The following is a 24,607-nucleotide window of genomic DNA, read 5'->3' as shown; positions in this document are numbered from 1 at the left end:
GCTTTCAAGACCTTATTCCATACTTTTTATCAGGCATTCTCGTCGATCTGAGCGGCGCCTTTGCTGACCATCACCATCGCTGGGCGCAACAGACGGCCATTCAGGGTGTAGCCCTTCTGCATTACGGCCATCACTGTGTTCGGCGCAAGTTCTGCGTTTTCAACCATGGTCATTGCCTGATGTAGCTCTGGGTTGAAAGGTTCACCCTCTGGATTAACCTGCTCGACTTTGAAGCGCTCCAGTGAGCTGATTAAGCCAGAGAGAGTCATTTCCATGCCTTCGCGAATCGCCTTAGTGGCTTCTTCTTCCGGCGCTGCGGCAAGGCCACGCTCAAGGTTATCGACGACGGTCAGCATTTCGTTGGCGAATTTCTCGACAGCGAACTTGTGCGCCTTTTCGACATCCTGCTCAGCCCGACGGCGAACGTTCTGCATTTCAGCCTGCACACGCAGTACCTGATCTTTGGCTTCTGCCGCTTCCGCACGGGCCGCTTCCAGCTCATCAGCAGCCGGGGATTCTGCCTCTACCTGAGCGTCATCAACCGCTTCCTGTTCGGCAGTTTCTTCCAGAATTTCTTCCTGGGGTTTCTGTTCTTCAGACATCAGTCACCTCTGTCATCGGTCTTAATTCATATCGCTGTCGGCTATATGGGGCCAGCCGTTGACAGTTCAACCCCTGTTTTCAATCCCTGTTCATGGAAAACACCTTGACAGGAATCGATACTGTATATAAAAACACTGTATATACATTCAGATCAGAGGATGTCGTATGCTGACCTCACTGTCGATTCATCAGTTTGCCCTCATCGAGCATATGGAACTCGATTTTGCGCAAGGCATGACAGTTATCACCGGTGAAACCGGCGCCGGTAAGTCCATCCTGCTGGGGGCACTGGGCCTGACCCTGGGCCAGCGGGCGGAAGCAGGTGCCGTACGACAAGGTCACGATAAAGCCGACGTGGCTGCCACGTTTACTGTGAATACGGCCGCTCTGGAATGGCTCAGACAGCATGATCTGCCCGCAGAAGACGACAACGTTATCCTGCGACGGGTGGTTTCCGCTGAAGGACGCTCTCGTGGTTATGTGAATGGCCGCCCGGTCTCCGCCGCGGACCTTCGTGATCTGGGGCAGCATCTGATAGGAATTCACTCACAACATGCTCACCAGCGATTACTTGAAAAAGACGCGGCGCGCGACATTCTCGACGCCTATGCTGGGCTAAACCCACTCGCAGAGACTGTTCGACATGGGTTTTCGGCCTGGAGAAAAGAAGAGAAGCGCTTACTTACACTGCGCGAATCCAGCAGCGAGTTGCTGGCTCAACGTCAATTACTTGAGTATCAGGTCAGTGAGTTACGTGACCTGGAGCTGAAAGCAGACGAGCTGAGCGACCTTGAGGTCGAACAGAAACGTTTATCCGGTGCCGAGAACACCTTGCTCTGTGGCCAGTCTGCCATGATCGTCTGCAACGGCGGCGACTCTGGCGATGACGCTGCCAGCCAGATGATTCACCGCGCTCTGCAGGAAGTCGATAGCATCAACGATACACACCCGTTATTGGACGAAGTCCGTGACATGCTGAATCAGGCACAAATTCAACTCGATGAAGCGGCCAGCTCTCTGCAGCGGTATCTGGATAACATCGATATGAACCCACACCGTCTGCAGCAGATTGATGCCCGCCTGAGCGAGCTTTATAGCATGGCGCGCAAACATCAGATCCGCCCCGAGTCGCTTTATGCCCACTGGCAGGAACAGGAAGCGGCATTAGAAGCCATGAGCCTGTCAGACGATGACCTGGAAGCATTGGAAGAAGAAGTGGTCAATCTCAGAGCGATCTGTCTGAAAGACGCTCAGCAGCTGTCTGCTAAGCGTCAGAAAGCGGCCAGTAAACTGAGCAGTGCAGTAAGCAGTCACTTCGACTCCCTGGGCCTCGGCAAGGCTATTTTTACCACCCGATGCGATGAATTGCCTGACGGTGAACTGAACCCGCACGGGCTTAACTTTGTTGGCTTTGAAGTGCAAACCAACCCAGGTATGCCCGCAGGCCCTCTGGCTAAAGTTGCTTCTGGGGGCGAACTCTCGCGTATCAGCCTTGCACTGCAGGTCGTCACTGCAGCAACGTCGCACACCCCATGTCTGATCTTCGATGAGGTCGACGTCGGTGTGGGCGGAGGCACCGCTGAGCGTGTCGGACGCCTGATGCGTGAGCTTGGTGAACAGGCCCAGATTATGTGCGTGACCCACCAGCCTCAGGTAGCGGCACAGGCCCATAATCACTTTCAGGTGAGTAAAGTCAGCGGCGACTCAGCCACGCACACCAGCATCCGCACTCTGACGACTTCTCAGCGCAAAGAAGAGCTCGCAAGAATGCTGGGTGGTGTCGAGATTACACAGCAGACATTGGCTCACGCCGGTGAAATGCTGGCCATGGCGGGTTCTTAGTTTTAATGCGCTGCTCTCAGAACCGCAAGCTCGGAACCGCAACAATTCAGATACGCTGAATCAGCAGATACGAAAAGAGCCGCAGTTGCGGCTCTTTTTGATCGTGCTTGCTAATAACAGCCTGACGTTACTTCTTGCGAACGTAAAGCACCAGACTGTGATCAACCAGCTCAAAACCATGTTCTTCAGCAATTTCGTGCTGCAGGCGTTCGATCTGTTCGTTCGAGAATTCAATCACGGTGCCGTCTTCGACGTTCACCATGTGGTCGTGGTGTTCGCCACGTGCGAGTTCGAATACAGAGTGGCCGCCATCGAAGTTGTGGCGCTCAACCAGACCCGCACTTTCAAACTGAGTCAGTACACGATAAACAGTGGCTAGACCCACGTCTTCGCCCGCGTCGATCAGTGAACGATACACGTCTTCAGCACTCATGTGCGCTTCTGGGTTACTCTCAAGAATACTGAGAATTTTGACTCGGGGCAGCGTGACCTTAAGGCCCGCTTTACGAAGTTCCATGTTCTGTTCTGACACGGTATTCCTCTATCATTTCACAGTGGATGGGGTGATCAGGTATCATCCCGTCCATTCTTAATAACTAATGCCCGGATTTAACCCTGACTATGCGAGCTTTAATTCTGACCGGATTACTGGGTTTTGCAACCCTTTCCGGCTGTACCTTCCCAGGCGTCTACAAACTCAACGTTCAACAAGGCAATATTGTTACCCAAGACATGTTGGATCAACTGGAGTCCGGAATGACTGAACGCCAGGTCATTTATCTGATGGGCAACCCTGTCGCCAGAAACCCATTTTCAGACCAGCGTTGGAACTACATCTACACCCTGGAAGTGAGAGATAAAATCACCAAACGCTATCAGGTCACACTGCACTTCGACGACGCTGCGCTCTACAGTCACTACAGTGGAGAGCTGCCACCTGAAGAGTTCAGCGAAGAAAACCAGACCAGTGAAGTTCCGCCAGAAGAGCGTAACCCGACTCTCCCTTCAATCGAAGAGTGATTACTCTTCGGCTTTCTTTGCTTTTGCGGCACGATTCGCTCGTGCCTGCTTAGGATCAATAATTAAAGGCCGATAGATCTCTACACGATCACCGGCTTTAAGCACTTCACTGTCAGGTGAGCGAACAGCCTTACCAAAAATACCGAATTTAGCGGCGCCTAAATCCAGCTCGGGGAACTCAGCGGTGATACCCGATGCCTCAACGGCTTGCATCATTGTGGTGCCTGGCACGACATCAATGGCGATGATTTTCTGCTTCTCAGGTAAGGCATACGCAACCTCTACCTGAATTTTTTCGTCACTCATAAATTTCCTTCGCGCGCTTCACGAACGCATCAACCATCATACCTGCCACCTGTTTGAACAAGGCGCCCATAGCCGCACCAGCAATCCGGCTAGCCATCTCAAACTCCAGTTCAAGGGTGACCTTACAGGCCTCGTCAGACAGTTTCTGAAAATGCCATGTACCAGTAAACTTACTGAATGGCCCTTCTACAAGGCTGATTTTCATTGTCTCCGGACGGCTGAGTTCATTGCGCGTGGTGAAGCTTTGTTCAAATCCAGCTTTAGCCAGAGTAAGTCTGGCCTCGATAAAATCTTCAGATTCGTCGATCACATGCGTCGACTCACACCCCTGAAGAAACTCCGGGTATCGACGAACGTCGTTCACCAGGTCAAACATTTGCTCTGCGGTATGTAATACAAGCGCGCTTCGCGATATTCGGGTCATTTAACTCAACCAACCATTGATTCAGTAAAGCAATTCTTTAAGCCGCTCACAGGAGGCCATGATAAAACACGAATAGTACCGCGAGCGGCGATACAACTCGAATCATAAAGCGCCAGAGTGTAAGCAATCGCTCACTTTTCATACGTGCTTCATCCGCAATTGCCCGCCGGGTCATAAACCATCCAACAAACAACGAAATCAATACGCCTCCGACTGGCAAGAGGATATTCGTCGTCAGAAAGTCGAGCACATCGAAGAATGTTTTACCTTTCACTTCGTATTCGAGGCCACCGGTTGACCCCAGTGACTCTTTTAAGGTTCCTACATCCGCATAAAGCAGGAACTCATCGTGCTGAACCTCCCCGGCGCTATCAACACCTTCAACGCTCACGAAATACTGGTGGTTCTCCCACTCATTGAATGACATCACAGTACCCAGCCCTATCACCCAGGCCAGAGCACACACAGCAATCGTGGCACGACCACGGCTGAACCCTTTCTCAACCGCCCAGGCGACGGCAGGTTCAGCCAATGAAATTGCCGAACTCCACGCTGCAATCGCTACCAGTACGAAGAATGCAGTACCGATTACCACACCACCGGGCAGCTGCCCAAACGCAATCGGCAGAGTCTGAAACATCAAGCCCGGACCCGACCCCGGTTCAAGTCCGTTAGAAAACACGATCGGGAAAATAACCAGACCTGCGACCAGAGCCACCAGAGTATCAAGAGCGCCGACGGTCAGAATAGTCTTACCTAATCGGGAGTTCGCTGGCATGTAGGCGCCATAAGCCATGATGGCCCCCATGCCCAGCGAGAGCGTAAAGAACGAGTGCCCTAGTGCGGTAACCACGGCTTCCTGAGTGAGCTTTTCTGGCTCAAAACGAAACAAGAAATCCCATCCCTGACTGAATCCAGGCGTTGTAAGGCTATACCCAAGAAGTACCAACAACATGACGAAAAGCAGAGGCATCAATAGCCTGAGAGACGTCTCCAACCCACGATGAACCCCTCTTGAGATGACAAAACCAACAAGGAACAGAAATAAGGTGTGATAACCGATTAAGGTGCCAGGGTCTGCCAACAAGCCTCCAAATAACGCCCCCGCATCTTCGGCTGAAATATCCACAAAAGTACCTGTCACCATGGCCTGTGAGTAATAAAGCGTCCAGCCGGCGATAACACTGTAAAACGACAGAATAAAGAACCCTGCGACCGCCCCCATCCAGCCGATGCCCGAAAAGAACGCCGGGGCTTTATACTTGGCTGTCAGGCGATGCATGGTATTAATCGGGCTCATCCGGGCCTTACGACCCAGCAACACCTCGGCCATCATGACCGGGATACCTACCGACAGAATGCACAGCAGATACACCATCACGAATGCTCCACCACCGTATTCACCGGTGATGTATGGAAACTTCCAGATATTGCCCAATCCTACAGCCGAACCCACGGCCGCAAGAATGAATGTCCAGCGACTTGCCCAGATACCATGCATACCGCGCTTATCTGACGTCATTACCATTATCCTTATTCTGCGAAGGGGCTATTGTCCGAAATTTAAACGCTTGCCTCAAGCTCCCCCCTCTGCCCTTCAGACTCACTGTCAGTTATACTGACGCGATGAGCAAAAAGAAAAAAGCCAATAGCGGCTCCTCAACAATTGCGCTGAACAAAAAGGCCAAACACGATTTCTTTCTGGAAGATAAGCTCGAAGCGGGCCTTGAGCTGGTCGGCTGGGAAGTGAAATCCATTCGTGAAGGCAAGGTTCAGTTGCTGGATTCCTTTATCGAGTTTCATCGCGGTGAAGCCTGGCTGCATAACGCCCAGATCACCCCCATGACTCAGGCCTCGACGCACGTTGTTGCTGAACCTCGTCGTCAGCGCAAGTTGCTTCTGCATCGCCGTGAGATTGAGCGTTACTCACAAAAGGTACAGGCGAAAGGTTACACCTGTGTCTGCACTGCACTCTACTGGAAAGGCCATCACGTGAAGGCCGAGATTGCCCTCGCAAAAGGTAAGCAGAGCCATGACAAGCGCAACACGGCCAAAGACCGTGACTGGGCGAAGCAGAAAGAACGCATTATGAAGCACTCGGTACGCTGACAGCTCACTGCAACCTGTGCTACATTAGCAACTGTTCTGGGGTTGAACTTCCACTAACCAGCCCCATCTAAAGAACAAGGATCAGAAATGATCCAGCTCCTGGCTGAGAGCGACCAGAATTCGGGGATGATCTGGATTCGACGTTGATTACAAAGCTATGGGTGCATGCCGAGAGCGTACGACGATCTCGTAAATAAACGTTGTACATTTAAATATTCGCAAACGACGAATCTTACGCACTAGCGGCCTAATAGCCCCGCTTACCTCCGAACCCGGGTTCCTGTAACCGGGGGACGAGGGCGCAGCCCTACAGGATCGTCCGGAGGCTTTGCTGGGAGCCAAAGGACTAAACGTAATCCAGCTCGTTCCGAACGGCCTGTCTCTCGGCCCGTGACGAACTAAATCAATAGAGAAGACTAAGCATGTAGATCCTCTAGTGGAGGATTGGCGGACGCGGGTTCAAATCCCGCCATCTCCACCAAACAAATAAAAAGGCCTCAACCGTATTCCGGTTGGGGCCTTTTTATTTGTCTGACGAATGTGATTCTGAATCGATCATAGTTCCGGGTTCGCAAAACGGCAGGACAGCCGTTTTGCACAGCTCCGCTGCCCGAAGGGCGAGGCACATGGATGTGCCGAGTGCAATCCCGCCTCTGTCTCCGGCCGGGCCTTTTTATTTGTCTGACGATTGTGATTCCGAACTCATCATAGTCTCGGGTTCACCGATTGCCGGGAGCAATCAGTACCGCCGCAGGCGCCCGAAGGGGCTGGGCCATGGATGGCCCAGAGTACAATCCCGCCTGTTTTTCAGTCGGCACTAATATTTTCATCTGAAGATAATGATTCTGAACTCATCATACTCCCGGAGCTATGAAATCCATCCCTGGCTTTCACCAAAGGCTCGCTTCGCTCGTGCAAAAATATTCCCGATATTTTTGTCACTAATTGCTAGGGACAATCACACCGCAACGTTTGTTTTATGCTCCCGCGGCGCATATTCAAAAACATCAGAGTAGCAATTCGCTTCATGCAACCTATACGGTGTCAGCTGATCAATAGTGCCATACACCATTCGCGGCGACCCACAGAGGTAAGCGACTGTATTATCTGAGATGCATAGGTCTTGTTGAATGACTTCGAAAATAAATCCCGTGCGCCCATTCCAGTCTGGATGTTCAGCTTCGAGTATCGGTGTAAAACTGAGGTTTTCGCCCAGAGTTTCCCACTCCCGGAATTCTTCGAGCAAATAGAAGTCATCAATATCTTTATTTGACCAATACACTCTGACGTCTGTACTCGGGTCCCTTGCCACTATTTCTTCGGCAAGGCATTTTATTTTTGATATCCCCGAGCCTGCCGCAACCAGAAGGTGGGGTTGCCTCAAGTCGCTTTGTAAGAACGCACGTCCCATTGGCAGTATTACTGTTAGATGTTCCTGGCGGCCACATAGTTGCACAAGGCGGCGCAACAGCTTCTCGGTAAACAGACTGCCATTCTGTATGAAGAGCTGTAGCCTGTGCGGCTGTTTACTGTCTGGTCGGTTAGCCACCGAGTAAGACAAAGAGTGAGCCTGACCATCAATAGTGATATTCAGCTGCAAATAGTGACCAGCGGTATAGCGGAGGGCAGCACCTGTCGAGGATTCCAGCTCTACCTGAAATGTCCCCCGGTTAAGGAAGCGTACACTCGCTACCCGGCACTCATGTGAATATCGTTCTGGTACGTCTACTGCAGCCACTTTACTCATTATTCATCCACTCACGTTTTTAGATTCCCGCTTTTGGGGCTCTGCCTTCTGATGGTGGATAAGCTTAGAAAACTCGTTTAATGAATAAAAATGGTATATTTTCACCATTCAATTACTTTTATTCATCAACAGTTGGATAAGCCATGATCGAACGCAGTCATCTCAGAATCATTCAAGCCGTTGAAGAGCATGGCTCACTGACCGCCGCTGCCAGAGAGCTGTGCGTTACTCAGTCCGCTCTCAGTCATACGGTACGCAAGCTCGAAGACAATCTGGGAACGCCTGTCTGGCTGCGCGAGGGCCGCAGTTTGAGACTAACTCAAGCCGGCCGCTACTTGCTTAACATTGCTAACCGGGTGCTGCCTCTGCTCTTTCATGCAGAAGATAAACTGAAACAGATGGCGCAGGGTGAACGTGGGACGCTACGTGTCGGGATGGAATGCCACCCCTGCTACCAATGGCTGCTGAAAATCGTATCGCCATTTCTGGATACCTGGCCCGATGTCGATGTTGATGTAAAACAGAAATTTCAGTTCGGCGGTGTTGGCGCGCTGCTGGACTATGAAATCGACCTTCTGGTGACGCCTGATCCTTTTTATAAGAGCAACCTGAGCTTTACTCCTGTGTTCGATTACGAACAGGTACTTGTGGTGCCCAAAGATCACACGCTCACGAGTCAGCCATTCGCTGAGCCAGAAGACTTGCGCAATGAAGTATTGCTGACCTACCCGGTCGCCACCGATCGCCTGGATATCTACTCTCAGTTTCTGACGCCTGCGGGGGTCGTCCCTAAGCAACACAAGACCAGTGAAACCACTGAGATCATGCTGCAGATGGTCGCTTGCCACCGTGGCGTTGCGGCACTACCGCGATGGCTTGCTGAAGAGTATTGCCAGAAATTACCACTGGATGTTGTGCGGCTTGGCGAGCATGGCATCGCCAAACAGATTTACCTGGGCACCCGGGATGGCGACGAAGATACAGGCTACCTCAAAGCCTTTATCGATCTCGCTAAAGCTTATGAGCATCCAGCCACCAATCTCAGCCCCGCCAACCTTTAGATTATTTTTACTCATACATTGATTATATAAAATCAATTTTATTCATGCATGAAGGCGCGTAAAACGTCTCCCTGATTCGACTTAATTCAGGAAACGGGAGATCCGCAGTCATGAGTAGTGGCTTTTCATACACGATACGGCGCGTCATCTTTGACGAGCATTACGAACCTTCAGACGCCACTCGCGCCACCACAAACTTCGCAAACCTGGCGCGCGGCGAGCAACGCGAACAGAATCTGCGCAGTGCTTTACGAATGATCGACCGCCGCTTCAATGCGCTTGCCCCCTGGGATAACGCGCGTGGTGATCGCTATTCGCTGGAGCTTGAGATCATTTCAGTCGATATCGACATTGAAGGCAATGGTGACGGCTTCCCGTCCATTGAGATACTCAAAACCAATATTATCGATCGTAAGACCAATAAGCGTATCGAAGGGATCGTCGGTAATAATTTTTCATCGTACGTGCGCGACTATGATTTCAGCGTACTGCTTCGTGAATACAATGCTGGGCAGAAACAATTCAGTATTCCCGAAGATTTTGGCGAACTGCACGGCAAGCTATTTAAAGACTTTCTTAAGTCCGACACGTACAGAAAGAATTTCAGCAAATTACCGGTTGTCTGCCTCAGTGTTTCAGACACCAAAACGTATCACCGCACTGAAAACCAGCACCCGGTTCTTGGAGTTGAATACACTCCTAATGAAACTTCGCTGACAGAACAGTACTTCCGCAAGATGGGCTTCGACGTCCGCTATTTTATGCCGCCAGACAGTGTCGCTCCGCTGGCGTTCTATTTTATCGGTGATCTGTTAACAGACTATACCAATCTTGAACTGATCAGCACGATCAGCACCATGGAAACTTTCCAGAAGATCTATCGACCAGAAATCTATAACGCCAACTCAGTCGCTGGATACGAGTATCAACCCGATCTTTCGCATACAGATCACTCAGTGACACAGGTCGTTTATGACCGTGTCGAGCGAAGCCAGCTGGCAATTAAACAGGGCAAGTTTGCCGAAGAAAACTTCATTAAGCCGTACCAGAAAATCCTTGAAAAGTGGTCGGCCGATTTCGCTTAAACAGTTACCGATATTCAGATTGAGCATACGATGAAAAAGCTATTTCCAACCTCAACAGCAGGCAGCCTGCCAAAACCCTTATGGCTGGCTGAGCCAGAGACACTCTGGTCTCCGTGGAAGCTCGAAGGCCAGGCATTAGTAGACGGGAAGCGGGATGCACTGCGCATTTCCCTTCAGGAACAACTGACGTCTGGTATCGATATCGTCAGTGATGGAGAACAGACGCGCCAGCACTTCGTGACCACCTTTATTGAGCACCTCAGCGGCGTCGATTTTGAGAATAAGAAAACGGTGCGCATCCGTGACCGCTACGACGCCAGCGTCCCCGGAGTTATCGGCCCGGTCAGTCGTCAGAAGTCGGTATTTGTTGAAGACGCTAAATTTCTGCGTACTCAAACAGATCAACCGATTAAATGGGCTCTGCCCGGACCTATGACCATGGTTGATACCCTCTATGACGATTACTATCAGGACCGTAAAACACTCGCATTCGAGTTCGCCAAAGCTTTGAACGAAGAAGCCCGAGAATTACAAGCCGCAGGCGTTAATATTATTCAGTTTGATGAACCGGCTTTTAATGTATTCCTCGATGAGGTGAATGACTGGGGTATCGAAGCTCTGGAAAGAGCGACAGAAGGTCTGACCTGTGAGACCGCTGTGCATATCTGTTATGGCTACGGCATAAAAGCAAATACCGACTGGAAGAAGACACTCGGCGCTGAGTGGCGTCATTACGAAACAACGTTTCCCGCAATTCAGAAATCCAGCATTAATATTGTTTCACTTGAATGCCACAACGGCCGCGTACCGATGGAAGTCCTGAGTCTACTTAAAGGTAAGAAGATTATGGTGGGTGCCATCGACGTGGCAAGCGATACGATTGAAACGCCAGAAGAAGTCGCGGCAACGCTTCGTGAAGCACTGAAATACGCAGATGCCGATAAGATTTACCCTTCCACTAACTGTGGTATGGCCCCTCTTTCACGGGAGATTGCACGTCAGAAGTTGCAGGCTCTGGCGGCTGGCGCTGAGATTATTCGCAAGGAGCTGGCAGATTAACCATGGATATCATTGAATTTATGTCAGTTCACCTGATGACCATTTTTGCATTGATAGTAACAGGGATATCTGCCGGACTTCTCGCAGGCCTGCTGGGTGTCGGTGGCGGTATTGTGATTGTGCCTGTCCTGTATTTCTTGTTTCAGGGGTTTGGCGTATCTGCCGACTCAGCCATGTTAGTCGCGACGGCCACCTCACTCGCAACCATTATTCCAACTTCTATAAGCTCAATACGTTCCCATCATCGGCTTGGAAATGTCGATAGTGATCTGTTCAAGCGCTGGAGTCTTTTTATCCTGGTGGGCGTTCTCGCCGGAAGCTGGCTGGTCACACGTGCAGACGGCGACTGGCTGACCATCCTGTTCGGTATCATTGCAACACTTGCGGCACTGAATATGCTGTTCAGAACTGGAAAGCCCGCATTGTTTGCGGAGTTACCCAGTTCTGGGGGCCAGGCCGCCATGGGATCGTCGATCGGTTTCTTCAGTGCGATGGTTGGCATCGGCGGTGGCACATTATCGGTGCCTCTGCTGACTCTGTTTAACTATCCTGCCCATAAAGCGGTTGGCACGGCAGCAGCGATTGGGCTGATTATTTCTCTGCCGGGTGCACTGATGATGCTTTTATTAGGTGTTACCCCAGAGGATGCACCCGTTGGCACCTTTGGCTTAGTCAACCTGATCGGCTTTATCTGCATAGTGCCATTAACCGTACTGTTCGCCCCGGTAGGAGCCCGACTCGCCTCATCACTTGATGCGGGTTTGCTTAAAAAGATCTTTGCCGTTGTTCTGCTGTTGACCGGGGTACGTATGTTGTTACAGCTTTTCCTGTAGCCTCTATAAAAACCGCCTGATTACCGATCCTAGTCGCTCATAAATGAGATTCGATAGTCAGGCTTCGCCCTCTCCGTATCAGAGCATGATATGTACCTATCTCGTTCTCACTGAACTCTCACTATCTCCATCCGGCTCCGTTCTCCACGGCTATCATGACGCGATCCGATAGACACCCGTCAATGAAAAGTAAATTATCCATTCGAAAGGTCAGTTTGTGACTTGTATGTACAACTCGACGGCTTGTTAAGGCTATTCTGGAGTCTGTACTGGGGTGTCTAACGGCGACACTTCAGGATCAAACAATAAGGAGCACGTCTAAGTGCCTGGTTCAAACGTCATACGGGGATTTCTTAACACAGTGTCGACAGGCGCTGGGTTGGTTGTTGCCTGTCTGCTTATGATGTTTGTAGCAACGGCTCAGGCCAGCGGTGTTCCAAGTCTCAGCCTAACCTCATTGACTGACGAGATTCCTCTCGCCAGATACGCAGTTCAGGTCCGACCCGACGAGGGCGAGGATAATCTGTCAGACGTCATGACTATCGCCGATGATCGATGGTCAGAGCTGCCCGAAAGCAGTCGCAGCCTCGGGCGGGATTACGGAACAACCTGGTTCCGACTCGATTTGCAGGATACAGGTAACCTGCGCGCAGACAGCGCATATCTTCTGCTAGATTACCCACATTATGATTTTGTGGACGTATTTCTGGTCAGTGGCGAAACCGTAGTTCAGAGTTTCTACACCGGCGACCAACGGGGTTTCGATTCACGTCCGATTGATCAACGCACCTATCTGTTTCCTCTCGAGAAACTCAATGCTGCGGACAGTGCTCAGATTTTCTTCCGTATCAGCACACCCGGTCCATTACTGATACCTTTCAGTCTGATTACCGGCAGTGAAAATAAAATACAGGACCGAAACAGCTCGATGGCTCTGGGTATCTATTTCGGCATCCTGCTGATTATGTTCGCCTATAATGCGTTTATTTCAGGATCTCTGCGCGACACTGCCTACATTTACTACTTGGTTTACATGGCCAGTGTTGGCTTGCATCAACTGACACTACAGGGCCTTGGCTATCAGTATTTCTGGCCAGAGAGTACTTTGTTCGACAATAACTTTGCCGTGGCTTTGAGCAGCGCACTGATGCAAGGCACCGCTGTTGCCTTCGTTATCCGGTTTATTCGTCTATACGAAAACTTCGGTCGGTTTGACAGGATCGCAGGAACTGTTCTTCTTATCTATTCCTGGTTGCTGGTAACCGGCGCTCCGTTTATGGAGTACGCAAGCTTCCTGACAGTGGTGAACATTACCGGTGCCGTCAGTGTCAGCTGCGGTCTTTACATCGGTATCGTCGGCTGGCGTAAGAAGGTTCCGTATGCCCGTTTGTTCGCCATGGCATGGTTTATCTACCTTATATTCATAGCATGGTACCTACTTGAGCTTGCTTCCATCCTGCCCACCAGCCCATTTGGCGAGCACATTCTGGCATTCGGTTCGGTCATAGAACTGGCGTTGCTATCTATCGCATTCGCGGACCGGATCAATCATGAGCGTGAATTAAGGTTGCGGAGCCAGAGCAAACTCATGGATGTTCAGGTAGCTATGAATGCGGAACTCGAAGAGAAAGTCCGTTTAAGAACCAGTGAGCTGGAAGAAGCTAACCGACGTCTTGAAATACTGAGCACAACCGACGGACTGACAGGGTTATTCAATCGCCGTCATTTCGACGAACTCTACGAGAAAGCCTACCTTCAGGCTTGCCGGGACGGTAAGCCACTGGCTGTGCTTATGATTGATATTGATCACTTTAAGCAACTGAACGATAACTTCGGTCACAGGTTCGGAGACTTGTGCCTGATTGATGCCGGCCGTCTGATCCGCAATGTGGTCGCCGGTCAGGAAGCGATCTGTGCGCGCTACGGTGGCGAAGAGTTTGTCGTGATTCTGCCCGATGCCAGCCCAGAAGAAGCGCAGAACAAAGCAGAGGCTTTACGTTTGGCCTTTGCACGCCACGTAGTCACAGATGGCGCCAATGAGAAGATAATGACAATCAGTGTTGGCCTGACTGTCGAGCAGCCCGTCGACCGCTCAGCCTGGGAAAAGCTTCTGCAAGCCGCAGACAGCCTGCTTTACACAGCAAAACGCAATGGTCGGAACCAGGTCGCATTCCTGCGTAACACTGGGTCCTGAGCCGTTGACTCTGCCCCAATCTGAACTAGGTTTAATAGATAATATTCGGGGAAGTACAGGGTCCGGAATGCCAGTTCCAAAAACACATCCAGAGTCGCACGGTCAGCGACACAGCCTTTTCGTTCATTGCCTTCAGGCTCTGCTGTCTCTGACGATTTTGATCGCTGCACTTCTTGTACACCGGGCTCAAGCTATCGAAACCGTCCACTTCACGGGCGACAAGATAAGCCTCTTGCCATTACTTGAGTTTGTCTCAGAACGAAACGGAGAAACGCTCGACGAGATTCTGGTTCGCCCCGAAGCCGACTGGCACCATCGCCAGAGCATCAACAACAACCTCGGGCAAACCAGCCAACCAGTCTGGGCAAGGGTGCGTCTCGCTGGGGTCTCGGATGCCTTCGGACAACCGATTGTACGATTGAATTACCCTCATCATGACTATGTCGATTTTTACCTGTTTGAGCGCGGTAAAATGATCCGCCATTTTTCAGCAGGTGACCAGCTGCCCTTTGACAGCCGTCCGATTGATCAACGTACGTTCTGGTTCCCTCTGGATGATGCCAGCGCTGACGAGCAGGAAATATATATCCGGATATCAACGCCGGGGCCGTTGCTGATGCCGCTGGACCTGATGAGCTATAAAGAAGCCGCTGAAGAAGAAAAGCTGCTCTACCTCTGGGCTGGTGCCTTCCTGGGTATTATCGCCATCATGGCCTTATACAATCTGTTTTTATATTTCTCACTAACTGAAAGCTCCTACATTCTTTATGTGCTGTATCTTCTCTGTGCCGGTATGATGCAGGCCACCATGTTCGGTTTTGGTGAGCAGTATTTCTGGGGCGACAGACCCGGTGTTAATAACCAGGTTATCGCCTTCCTGGCGCCCTTTGTTCAACTGACTGCCATGGCCTTCGTACTCAAGTTCATCGACCTGAAGAACTTCGGTTCTGTGTTAGACCGCTCTGTTGCCTACCTTATGCTGTTTACACTCATTGTGATGTCGATTGCGAGCTTTACTGTGCCATATAGCCTGATAGTCAAACTGGGACATTCGATTGCACTGTTCGGTGTCGTCTGTGCTCTGTATATCGGTATAAAAGGCTGGGTCATGGGTATGAAGTCCGCTCGCCTGTTCACTATTGCGTGGTTTGCGCATCTGGTATTTATCGGCTGGTATCTACTGGATATGACCGGCAAGATTCCAGCCACCGAGCTTGGTAACCATGCCTTTGCAATCGGCTTCATCGCCGAACTCTCACTTCTTTCTATCGCCTTTGCAGACAAGATGAATCAGGAGAAAGAACTGAGGATTAATTCTCAGACCAAGCTTCTTGATATGCAGGTCGCCATGAATCAAGAGCTGGACAATAAGGTAAAAGAGCGGACTTCTGCTCTCGAGAAAGCCAACCGCAGGCTTGAAGAATTGAGTGTGACCGACGGCCTGACCAAGCTCTTTAACCGCAGATACTTTGATCAGGTTTTCCGCGACCACTATGAGCAATCGTATAAGGATCAGCACCCGATCAGCGTCATGATGGTCGACATCGACTTCTTTAAAAAGCTCAACGACAACTACGGCCATGCATTCGGAGATCTGTGTCTCGTACGTGCCGCTCAGCTTATCCGTAAGGTCGTCACCATGCCGGGCGCATTTGCAGCCCGCTACGGCGGCGAAGAATTCGTTGTTGTGTTGCCCAAAACAACCGAAGACCGTGCAGCTCAGGTCGGCGAAATGCTCAGAGCAGCGTTTGAGAAAACAACGGTGACGCAAGGGTCACAAAGCAAAAACATGACCATCAGTATCGGTGTGGCCTGCACTATTCCATCACAGCCGGGCCTTGAAGAGAAACTGTTGGGTGTGGCAGATAGCTGCCTGTATCAGTCTAAAGAGAACGGCCGCAATCAGGTTACCCGCTCTGAACAATTAAACGAAGCTGGCTGAACTCATTCCAGCTCAATAAGACCAGCTCAATAGACATCCCGACGGTAGCGCCCTGCTGCCGTCAAAGCCTCCACTTGATCACTCCCAATAATAGCAGCAAGCTGATGATCCAGATCCTGAGCCATACCGTCACGGCTACCACAGACAAGAATCGTTGCACCAGCATTAATCCAACGTTTTAGCCGCTCGTTGTGATCTGCCACAACATCCTGAACATAGCCCCTACTTGCATCACCGGCTACGGAGACTAACTCAGAAGAATCAGCGCGCGAATAACTTCGGTTAAGATAAGTAAGGTGCCCGGAGTCGCACCAGTCTGTCAGCTGTTTATCCCAGTGGCGGTCAAACAGTGGAGAGCGCTCTCCGAAGATTAACCAGTTGTCATGCTGATCAGACAATTCTCTGGCTTTCAGGTGGGCTCGCAAACCTGCCAGGCCAGAACCATTGCCGACCAATATCAGCTTATCTGTACTTGCTGAGCAATGAAAAGAGGGGTTACTACGCACCGACGCCTTAATGGCATCCTTTTTATTCGCCTGATGACACAACCAACCAGACCCGAGGCCTAGAGTACCATTAGGATGATTCTGCTCACGCACCAGTAATGTCACTTCCGATTCTTGTGGAATACTGGCGATGCTGTATTCGCGCACCTGGCCTTTTATATGAAGTTGAATAATATCGCCTGCCTGCCAGTCAAACTGGTTCTGAGCATCCAACTTCACTTCGAATATAGGTGCTCCGGGGCTGCCTTGGTTAAGTTGGCGACGCTCTTTAAAGATCAGTGGATAAAGAGGGTTTACTGACGCTCTAACCGAAACCCTAAGAGTATCCAGTTGATTACGACTGATCAGTCCAGCGTCGGCTAGCTGAGCGAACCATGATGCAATCGTTTCGGGGTCATTGCGGTCAACGGCAACCAAGGGCGCCAGCACCTGAGCGTCACTCTCAAGCAAAACCGTATTTATATCGTAGGAGAAGCCACAGAAGTGTTCATAGCTTGTATCTCCCAAGCCGAGAATTGAGAAACCAAGCTCAGGGTATCTCGCCAGTGTTTTTTTCAACGAAGGAATAAAGAAGCGACCATTGTCCGGCGCATCCCCTTCCCCGTAGGTACTCGCAATTACAAAAAGAGAGCGACATTGACTCAGGCGATCTGGCGTCACCTGATTAAGCGGCTGATGAAGTACTGTAGCTCCCTGACTTCTCAGCATTTCAACCAGTTGCCGCGAAAGTGACTCAGCGGAGCCACTCTCACTGGCAAAAGCGACAACAGTATCGGCATCGGTATGCTGCCTTACCTCAATGCTTCTCGCTATCACTCGTCGATAGCACCAGAATGTGAAAGCGACCCAGGCCAGAAAAAGCACTCCAGCCTGAATATAAGGAGCCACCGTTAACATAAATCAGTCCGGTAAGACCTCAAGCACAGTCACGTAAGAGCCCGTGCGCTCAATGGCCGGCTTCTTCGCTTTGTCGTCTTTATATTCAACTTCAATAAAGTAGCGGCCAGCGCCTTTCCAATTAAGTTTAACCTCGCCTTTTTTGTTGGCAACGGCAGTAATTTCATCCTGACTGTTGCGATAGCGGGTTCCTTCACGAATGGCGGTCAGTTCAGCGCCTTCAGCAGGTTCACCATCAATCAGAAACTTAAAAGTCGCCTGCTCACCGGAATAGAGATCATTCGGGTGCGTCACTGGCACCAGCTCGAGTCCTTTGTTCGTTGGCTTAAGTGTGTCGCTTGTTGGCGCACCGAGTGTGACAAAGGTTTCCATACGACGCGATGACTGCATTACACGCAGCTTGTCTGCTTTTTCAGGTACGTTTTCAGCAAAACCTTCGTCAGTGTATTGCTCGCCACGGCCAGGATACATACGACGCTTACCGTCTTCTTCCCACATGGCACGCATGCCATTACTTGCCGTAAAGATTTTGTAGGTACCTTCGTCTTCAAGTTTTACGTCGAAGACAGTGCGGTACTTACCGGTATGCAGGTTCTCTGCTTCGCTTTTATCGCCGTCTGGCTGGAGGACGATCAGATCATTAAAACGAACGGCGTGATAGTTGGCGACAAAAATATCGTTAGATACTGCTGCTTCGAAACCGACCCAACGATCTTCGCCCGAGAGCTGAGTTTCCTGTGGAAGAATCCAGGCGCGATGAGCTTCCGCGGACAGAGTGCCAGCAACAAGAGCGCCCAATAAAATAGGCTTTAATACGTTCATTTTCATCTGCATTTCCTTAAGGTTTGATGGTCAGTTCGATAGCGCCCAGTTCAGAGCTACCCTGTTCTTCAAGTGTCTTCTCACCGCTTTGAGGCCAGCTGAAAGGAATGTTGATCAGTTCGCGGCCACCCACTTCCCGCGCCGCTTCAACACGCAGGCGATATTCGCCAGGCTTGAGGTCTGCGAGAGGTGCCTTACCAGACGTAAACTCCAGCTCATAAGCGCCCGGACCATAAGTAGCACCGCTGACGCCATCGACAGGCATATCCAGTGAGCGGCCACTGCGACGCCACCACTGGCGCATGTCTTTCAGCCACTTTTCACCTTCGGCATTACGCATATCCACGTCGTACCAGACGGCCAGATTACTAACGACCTGATTGCGATCATCTTCAATCCAGATAGCAACATAAGGCTTGTGATATTCAGCGACATCCAACTCTGGAATCTCTACAGAGACCGAAAGATCAGCCGCCAGCACCTGTGTAAAAGAAGCGAGTGCGACCGCAGTCATCAGTCCGGATTTAATTAATTTCATCAGCGACTCCTTAGTGCGCAGCGAGAACAAGTAAAATAATGGGTGCAATAACGCCGAATGCCACCAGTGGCCAGGTACTTGGACGTTGTCTGGCATATCGGGCGAGAAGCCATAATCCGCTCAGGGAAAAAACCAGACAAAGCACCGAAAAAATATCGATAAACCACGACCATGCGGTATTGGTATTCCGACCTTTGTGAAGATCATTAAGGTAGGAAATTACTCCGCGATCTGTGTCTTCATAAATAAAACTGCCGGTTTCCAGATCAATACTCAGCCAGGCATCACCGCCGGGCTTGGGCATGCCGAGGTAGACTTCATACTCATCCCACTCAGCATCAACATCTCGGGTGGAGATACCATGCTGATCGTTCAACCAACGACGAACAGCCATAGGCAACGGCCCTTCTGAGCGATTCTGAACCGCACTGAGCACTCCCGGTGGTAGCTCTGATTCTACTGTTGTGCGTTCAGGATCTGCGGGGATATCGGCGGCGTGATTTAGGGTAATACCGGTGAATGCAAACAGAATCATACCTACCAGGCATACTGCCGAACTGACCCAGTGCCACTGACGTAATGTGCCCGGGATAAATCGAGAAAACATGACTACATCCAAAAAAGCCCATCAGCGAACGGTGAGAATACTAACAAACGGCAAGTTAATGAGAAGTATTTTTATTTGATAATGACACTTCTATGCATTATCCAAAGGTAAAAGCCTCCCGTAAAAAAAAGGGCCTTGCGGCCCTTTTTTATTCGCACTTACCTGAATCAGAAGCGTACGTTCAGACCAACCCAGAGGTTGCGACGCTTGTCTTTGTTGTTGTAGTCATCTTCGAAAATAACTTCATCATCACCCGCATCGAAAACGCCATCATCGTTCGCATCATCGTAGCGCACACTGTAAGTGGTGAAGTCTTCATCCAGTAGGTTGTTTATACGTGCATACACACTGAAGTAGCTGTTCACCGCATAATTTGCACCCAGGTTCAGCACGCGATAATCCTTGTAGTAGAGAGGATCATTATTCTCATCCACGCCACGGAAGCGAGCAGAGCGCGTCTCATTGGTCAGCTGTGCCGAGAGCTTAGTATTGATGTCCCATTCCAGAGTCACGTTGCTCATGTGCTCCGCCGTATTGGTCAGCGGCTGACCTTCCTGCGAACCAGAAAGCTGACGGCTATCGGTGTAGGTGTAGTTACCACGTAATGCCAATGAGTCGATAATCTGTAAGCGACCAGCCACTTCCGCACCACGGATCAGAGCGTCATCGATATTGATTGGTTGAGAAAGAATCAACCTACCTCCAAGCTGCTCGTACTCACCCAGATTCACACATGGGCGTTCACCGCCAGTCTGAGCACAGGTTGGCACTGCATCGCTACGTGCAATTTTATCTTCGAAGCGGTTGTGGAAAATGGTCGCGTTAAAGCTGTGACGATTTTCCATCGACTCCCAATAGATCGCAGCTTCTGTATTGCGGCTTTTCTCTGGCTCAAGGTCCGGGTTACCCGCAAACGGGAATGTTCCCTGACCACCGAAACCGATAATGCCATCATAGAGGTCAGTCGTTTTTGGTGTTTTATAACCACTGCTCACACCACCTTTTACCGTCCACTCAGGCGTCAGGCTGTATACCGCATAAAGGCGTGGGCTTACGTTACTACCGAAGGCATCGTGGCCGTCGTAACGCAGACCCGCGGTCAGCGTAAAGTCAGGCACCATGGTCCAGCTGTCTTCAGCAAACAAGGAATACGTAGTGAAGTCTGAAACCCGCCCGGAATCACCCTCTTCGCGACCAAATACGCCGTCAGTGAGCTCCGCGTCAACGTACTGACCACCGACGATGAAGAGGTGATCGCCAGCCAGATCTTGAACCGGCAATTCAAGCTTAGCGTCCAGAACGTACTGGCTGCTTTCCATGGTACGTTCAGGTCGTGGCAGAAAGGTATCTTCAGCAATCGCTCGACGCTCATCTTCGCTCAGCCCCGCATAATCGCCCGTACCATCGTACATTTCCTGCAGCAGCAGACGTTCTGATACAGAGAGTGGAATAGTTCTGCCGTTGTTATTGGTTTCGATATTCTGCAGAGACACCAGGCTGTTACCAAAACTCCACTCACCTTCGTGTGAGATCGCCCACTGATCACGAGTGAACTCCTGATCCTGAGCATAACCTGCGCGAGGACTAACAACACCGCCTCGGTCCTGCCAGATAGTATCGATGCTATCTACAGTTCCGAGAGGGAAGCTTCCATCCGCCAGAGGTTCGTTATCATACACCTGCTTGGATGTATCGTAGTCGAAGGTCAGGCTCTGGTTATCAGCCACATTCCAGTTAAAACCGATGCCGATACTCTTGTTGGTATTGTCGGTGGTTTTACCACCTCGCCCGAAGCCCAGTTCACGTGTCTGCTCATCGCCGTTCGGGTCAGTAACAGAGTCGTACTCTGGCTCTGATGCATCACGCTTATAAATACTGCCGCGCAACTCCATACCCAGTACGTTTTCGATTAACGGCCCGGCAACGTTAAAGTCTGCAGTTGTGTCGGCACCGTACTCATCGTACTCCTGAAAAGTGCGACCGATACTTGCAGAACCAGTCCAGTCATCGGTCACTTTCTTGGTGATAATATTGATTACGCCACCCAGAGCATCCGCTCCGTAAAGGGTAGATGCTGGCCCGCGAATAACCTCAATACGTTCGATCGCATCCAACGGTGGAATGTGGTTGAACTGGTTACCACCGAAGTTATTCGGGTAGATGTCACCGTGGTTGTTCTGGCGACGGCCATCAATCAGGATCAGGGTGTAATCTGCCCCCATACCACGGATCGAGATAGTACCCTGCCCGGTTTTATCTCGGGTCTCACCAACGTCGACACCTTCCAGTTCGCGGACGGCATCCAGAAGCGTGACATAAGGGCGTGAGCGGAGATCTTCCTGAGTGATTACAGAGATACTGGCTGGAGCATCAACCACTTTCTGCTCGTAACCGGCCGCCGTAACAACGAACTTTTCCAATTCGATCGGCTGCTCTTCGGCTGTCGCTGACACGGAGGCAACAACCGCTGCAGCGAGTGCACTCAAAGGAAAAAGCTGATTTCGAAACTTCATGTTTAAGGTCCATACGGGGGAATTTGCGCGTATACTATTTTCACTTAACTGCAAATGCAAATGTTTTTCATTTGTAACTTTACTAACAATACACTTATTAATTTTAATAAAACTGTGTATGGACACAGGCCTCTGGACTGGAGGTCGATGCAGAATAGAGGAGGTGCGAGGTTGAAGTCAGTATCACAGGCAGAGCTGGCCCAATACGTATTGCAGGAGTCTTACTGGTTTTGAGAGGTTTCGCTGGCGCGAAACTGGGTCGGTGACACGCCGTACCATTTTTTGAAAGCGCGGGAGAATGCACTGACGTCGGAGAAGCCCAGCATAAACGCCAGTTGCGTTATGGTAGTACCAGGAAGCGCCAGGTGTCTTTCGACCAGAGTCCGGCGTGTTTTCTCCAGTAACGCCTTCCAGCTCAGGTCTTCATCAGTGAGGCGCCGCTGCAGGCTACGGACACTCATGTGAAAGCGCTCCGCAGCGTCTGTCATCGTAGGCTCCCCTTCTGGAAGCTGCCCCTCAAGCCACAACGAAAGTTGAATCACGAGCGAGCCTTTTTCCTGCTCAGCGAGTCGCTCATTCAGCGTTGCTTCGAGCATAGCAACCATCCGGTTATCGCTGGAATGCAGTTGGGCTGCAGCCTGCTTCCGGTCGAACGTCAGGCCGTAGTAGTCGCTTTTGGTCGGCGCCACACGAAAGTAGCGGGCCATCGATGCGCAATAATCATCGTCATGAGATGCCACATGAACTTCGAGAGGGTTCAATGCAGGATCTACCCTGAGCCTGACCAGGCGCATCAGGCTGGACATCACATACTGTATTCCCTGAGGGTGAGGCACATGCCCGGTTGAAGGCCGGAACTGTACGCACACGGTAGTATCTTCAACCACCAGCTCAGCCTGCACGGCATCGCTGATCAGTCTCTGGTAACGAGCAAGACGCTGCAGAACGCTGAGCATGCTACCACCCGCAGACAATGCCAGCCCCAGCCCACCAAATGCAGAGTATTCACTGCGGCGAGCCATATTAATGCCCAGAGAAGGATCCTGAAGACGATCCTCAGCAGCCGTCAGTAAGGCTGAAGTCGCATCGACACTGATCCAGACTTCCGGGTTGAACGTATCTTCAACCGAGACGCCATGCTCCGCAAACAAAGCTGCAGGATCATCACCATGCTGTTGCAGCAGGTTAGCCAGCGGACGCAGAAACATGGCCACCGCTTTGGGTTGCTCAGTCATTGGCGTCTCCGGTCAACTGGTTGGCGGTCAGTGCAAAGCATGGAAACAGGTTTTTCTCCAGTATGTAATCAAAGGCCTGTGTATGTCTGCCGGGCCATGAGTTTGGAGTATAAGTATGACTGATACCACGGATAAAAACAGCGAGCGCTTTCAGGCACTCCGCGCTAAAGATCGCCAGATCCAGAAAGAATTGATGCAGGTAAGTGACAAGGTTCGAGCTCGTCATCCGTTTCTGGTTGAGCACCAGAATGCCGTAGGCATGGGCATTTTTCTGGTCAGTATTGCCGGGATGGTTCTCAATGGTGTGCTTTGGCTGGAAGGCATCATGCCGGCCTGGATGGTCATTGTGTTAAGTGCGTTCTGGACGTCACTGTTACACGAGTTAGAGCACGATCTGATTCACTACATGTATTTCCGCAAGCAACCGGTCTGGCATCACTTGATGATGGCTGGCGTGTATCTGGCACGCCCACTGACTCAGAACCCATGGATTCGCCGCTACCTGCACCTGCATCACCATAAAGTGTCGGGCACAGAAACAGACCTGGAAGAACGCGGCATTACCAACGGCGAAAAATGGGACTGGAAACGCTTTCTGATGGTTGGTGACAACATGCTGGCTTTTTATCTGCGTGCGGGTAAATATTTCGTGGTACCCAGAAAGTTGCTGAAACAGGGTAAAATAAATAAGACAGATATTAAAAACTTAAGAATTATTGGTGCGCTAAGTTTTAACCCTATCGGCTATATCTGTTACACCCTCTGGCATGGCTTTGTATTATTTCACCTCGCCAACGGTATCGCCTGGGCATTCGGAACAACGATTGACTGGCCACAATGGCTGCTGGCGCAGGAAGCCTGGGTAACTGCAACCGTTGTTATTTTGATTGCACCTAACGTCCTGCGTACTTTCTGTCTGCACTTTATTTCATCGAATATGCATTACTTTGGCGACAACACGCCGGGGATTATTCATGAGCAATGTCAGGTGATGAATAAGTGGTATTTAATCCCACTTCAGCTGTTCTGCTTTAACTTCGGCAGCACTCATGCGATTCATCACTTTGTTGTACGTGACCCCTTTTATATTCGACATTTAGGCGAGAAAGAATCCCATGAAGTGCTCCGCCGTCACGGTATTCGATTTAATGACATGGGAACGTTTAAGCGGGCTAACCGTATGAATGAGCGTGTGGTTTAACGAATGTATGGCGCTGCCTGATATAAGCGAACGAGCGGACGCCGTAAATACATCCCTGTAGGC

The 24,607-nt window shown here is 50.7% G+C and carries 22 protein-coding genes and 1 other RNA gene; 11 read left to right on the top strand and 12 right to left on the bottom strand.

Annotation, left to right across the window (positions count from 1 at the left end; genetic code table 11):
* Nucleotides 1-29 precede the first annotated feature (29 nt).
* Complete coding sequence (gene grpE / locus B2R29_RS00340; RefSeq protein WP_301179272.1) at nt 30-602, bottom strand: nucleotide exchange factor GrpE; 573 nt, start codon at nt 600-602, stop codon at nt 30-32.
* Between the two features lie 166 nt (nt 603-768).
* On the opposite strand from grpE, the gene recN reads away from it, so the two are divergent.
* Nucleotides 769-2,445 (top strand): DNA repair protein RecN, encoded by a 1,677-nt coding sequence (gene recN, locus B2R29_RS00335; protein ID WP_301179271.1) that lies wholly within the window; start codon nt 769-771, stop codon nt 2,443-2,445.
* Nucleotides 2,446-2,572: 127 nt separating this feature from the next.
* On the opposite strand, the gene fur is transcribed toward recN, so the two are convergent.
* Nucleotides 2,573-2,962: a ferric iron uptake transcriptional regulator gene (gene fur, locus B2R29_RS00330; protein ID WP_301179270.1), complete on the bottom strand. Its 390-nt coding sequence runs from the start codon at nt 2,960-2,962 to the stop codon at nt 2,573-2,575.
* A gap of 104 nt (nt 2,963-3,066) precedes the next feature.
* Here fur and B2R29_RS00325 point away from each other — a divergent pair, with 104 nt between their 5' ends.
* Complete coding sequence (locus tag B2R29_RS00325) at nt 3,067-3,465, top strand: outer membrane protein assembly factor BamE (protein WP_301179269.1); 399 nt, start codon at nt 3,067-3,069, stop codon at nt 3,463-3,465.
* On the opposite strand, the gene B2R29_RS00320 is transcribed toward B2R29_RS00325, so the two are convergent.
* Genes B2R29_RS00320 through B2R29_RS00310 form a run of 3 tightly spaced genes read right to left on the bottom strand, consistent with a single transcriptional unit; the run spans nt 3,466 to nt 5,717 of the window.
* Nucleotides 3,466-3,771, bottom strand: a complete 306-nt coding sequence (locus B2R29_RS00320) for an RnfH family protein (RefSeq protein WP_301179268.1) — start codon at nt 3,769-3,771, stop codon at nt 3,466-3,468. It lies immediately after the preceding gene.
* Nucleotides 3,764-4,195 (bottom strand): type II toxin-antitoxin system RatA family toxin, encoded by a 432-nt coding sequence (locus tag B2R29_RS00315; RefSeq protein ID WP_301179267.1) that lies wholly within the window; start codon nt 4,193-4,195, stop codon nt 3,764-3,766. The genes B2R29_RS00320 and B2R29_RS00315 overlap by 8 nt, the downstream gene beginning before the upstream one ends.
* A gap of 46 nt (nt 4,196-4,241) precedes the next feature.
* Nucleotides 4,242-5,717 carry a sodium-dependent transporter gene (locus tag B2R29_RS00310; RefSeq protein WP_301179266.1) on the bottom strand — a complete coding sequence of 492 codons (1,476 nt, stop codon included), beginning with the start codon at nt 5,715-5,717 and terminating at the stop codon, nt 4,242-4,244.
* Between the two features lie 104 nt (nt 5,718-5,821).
* On the opposite strand from B2R29_RS00310, the gene smpB reads away from it, so the two are divergent.
* Nucleotides 5,822-6,304 (top strand): SsrA-binding protein SmpB, encoded by a 483-nt coding sequence (gene smpB / locus B2R29_RS00305; protein WP_068435346.1) that lies wholly within the window; start codon nt 5,822-5,824, stop codon nt 6,302-6,304.
* A 122-nt stretch (nt 6,305-6,426) separates the two neighbouring features.
* Nucleotides 6,427-6,785, top strand: a transfer-messenger RNA (tmRNA) gene (gene ssrA / locus B2R29_RS00300).
* A gap of 477 nt (nt 6,786-7,262) precedes the next feature.
* Here the strand turns inward: ssrA and B2R29_RS00295 are convergent.
* Nucleotides 7,263-8,051 (bottom strand): NAD(P)H-flavin reductase, encoded by a 789-nt coding sequence (locus tag B2R29_RS00295; RefSeq protein ID WP_301179265.1) that lies wholly within the window; start codon nt 8,049-8,051, stop codon nt 7,263-7,265.
* 143 nt (nt 8,052-8,194) lie between these two features.
* On the opposite strand from B2R29_RS00295, the gene B2R29_RS00290 reads away from it, so the two are divergent.
* The 6 genes from B2R29_RS00290 (at nt 8,195) to B2R29_RS00265 (ending at nt 16,225) form a co-directional block, all read left to right on the top strand.
* Entirely contained in the window at nt 8,195-9,112 is a 918-nt protein-coding gene (locus B2R29_RS00290) for a LysR family transcriptional regulator (RefSeq protein ID WP_301179264.1), read from the top strand.
* 110 nt (nt 9,113-9,222) lie between these two features.
* Entirely contained in the window at nt 9,223-10,197 is a 975-nt protein-coding gene (locus B2R29_RS00285; RefSeq protein WP_301179263.1) for a DUF1852 domain-containing protein, read from the top strand.
* A gap of 30 nt (nt 10,198-10,227) precedes the next feature.
* Nucleotides 10,228-11,256, top strand: coding sequence for a methionine synthase (locus tag B2R29_RS00280; protein WP_301179262.1), 1,029 nt, complete (start codon nt 10,228-10,230; stop codon nt 11,254-11,256).
* Nucleotides 11,257-11,258: 2 nt separating this feature from the next.
* On the top strand, nt 11,259-12,089 hold the full coding sequence (locus B2R29_RS00275) for a sulfite exporter TauE/SafE family protein (RefSeq protein WP_301179261.1): 831 nt from the start codon (nt 11,259-11,261) through the stop codon (nt 12,087-12,089).
* Between the two features lie 322 nt (nt 12,090-12,411).
* On the top strand, nt 12,412-14,283 hold the full coding sequence (locus B2R29_RS00270; RefSeq protein ID WP_301179260.1) for a sensor domain-containing diguanylate cyclase: 1,872 nt from the start codon (nt 12,412-12,414) through the stop codon (nt 14,281-14,283).
* Nucleotides 14,284-14,350: 67 nt separating this feature from the next.
* Nucleotides 14,351-16,225 (top strand): sensor domain-containing diguanylate cyclase, encoded by a 1,875-nt coding sequence (locus B2R29_RS00265; protein ID WP_301179259.1) that lies wholly within the window; start codon nt 14,351-14,353, stop codon nt 16,223-16,225.
* Nucleotides 16,226-16,251: 26 nt separating this feature from the next.
* Here the strand turns inward: B2R29_RS00265 and B2R29_RS00260 are convergent, their stop codons facing one another.
* From B2R29_RS00260 to B2R29_RS00235, 6 genes are all read right to left on the bottom strand, one after another.
* Entirely contained in the window at nt 16,252-17,628 is a 1,377-nt protein-coding gene (locus B2R29_RS00260) for a sulfite reductase subunit alpha (RefSeq protein WP_301179258.1), read from the bottom strand.
* Nucleotides 17,629-17,631: 3 nt separating this feature from the next.
* Nucleotides 17,632-18,456, bottom strand: coding sequence for a DUF4198 domain-containing protein (locus B2R29_RS00255; RefSeq protein WP_301179257.1), 825 nt, complete (start codon nt 18,454-18,456; stop codon nt 17,632-17,634).
* Nucleotides 18,457-18,466: 10 nt separating this feature from the next.
* Nucleotides 18,467-18,988 (bottom strand): DUF2271 domain-containing protein, encoded by a 522-nt coding sequence (locus B2R29_RS00250; protein WP_301179256.1) that lies wholly within the window; start codon nt 18,986-18,988, stop codon nt 18,467-18,469.
* A 10-nt stretch (nt 18,989-18,998) separates the two neighbouring features.
* A complete protein-coding gene (locus B2R29_RS00245) occupies nt 18,999-19,595 on the bottom strand; it encodes a PepSY-associated TM helix domain-containing protein (RefSeq protein WP_301179255.1) in 597 nt (198 codons plus the stop codon).
* Nucleotides 19,596-19,762: 167 nt separating this feature from the next.
* On the bottom strand, nt 19,763-22,108 hold the full coding sequence (locus B2R29_RS00240; protein WP_301179254.1) for a TonB-dependent receptor domain-containing protein: 2,346 nt from the start codon (nt 22,106-22,108) through the stop codon (nt 19,763-19,765).
* 221 nt (nt 22,109-22,329) lie between these two features.
* Nucleotides 22,330-23,343, bottom strand: a complete 1,014-nt coding sequence (locus B2R29_RS00235; protein ID WP_301179253.1) for a helix-turn-helix transcriptional regulator — start codon at nt 23,341-23,343, stop codon at nt 22,330-22,332.
* 115 nt (nt 23,344-23,458) lie between these two features.
* On the opposite strand from B2R29_RS00235, the gene B2R29_RS00230 reads away from it, so the two are divergent.
* Nucleotides 23,459-24,544, top strand: a complete 1,086-nt coding sequence (locus B2R29_RS00230; RefSeq protein WP_301179252.1) for a fatty acid desaturase — start codon at nt 23,459-23,461, stop codon at nt 24,542-24,544.
* The last annotated feature ends 63 nt before the right edge of the window (nt 24,545-24,607 follow it).

Origin of the sequence: Thalassolituus sp. UBA3500, from assembly GCF_002377545.1 — a bacterium.
In the GTDB taxonomy this organism is placed as follows: Bacteria; Pseudomonadota; Gammaproteobacteria; order Pseudomonadales; family Oceanobacteraceae; genus Thalassolituus.
Note: the sequence above shows the minus strand (reverse complement) of the source record. Positions and strands in the feature narration are given on the sequence as shown.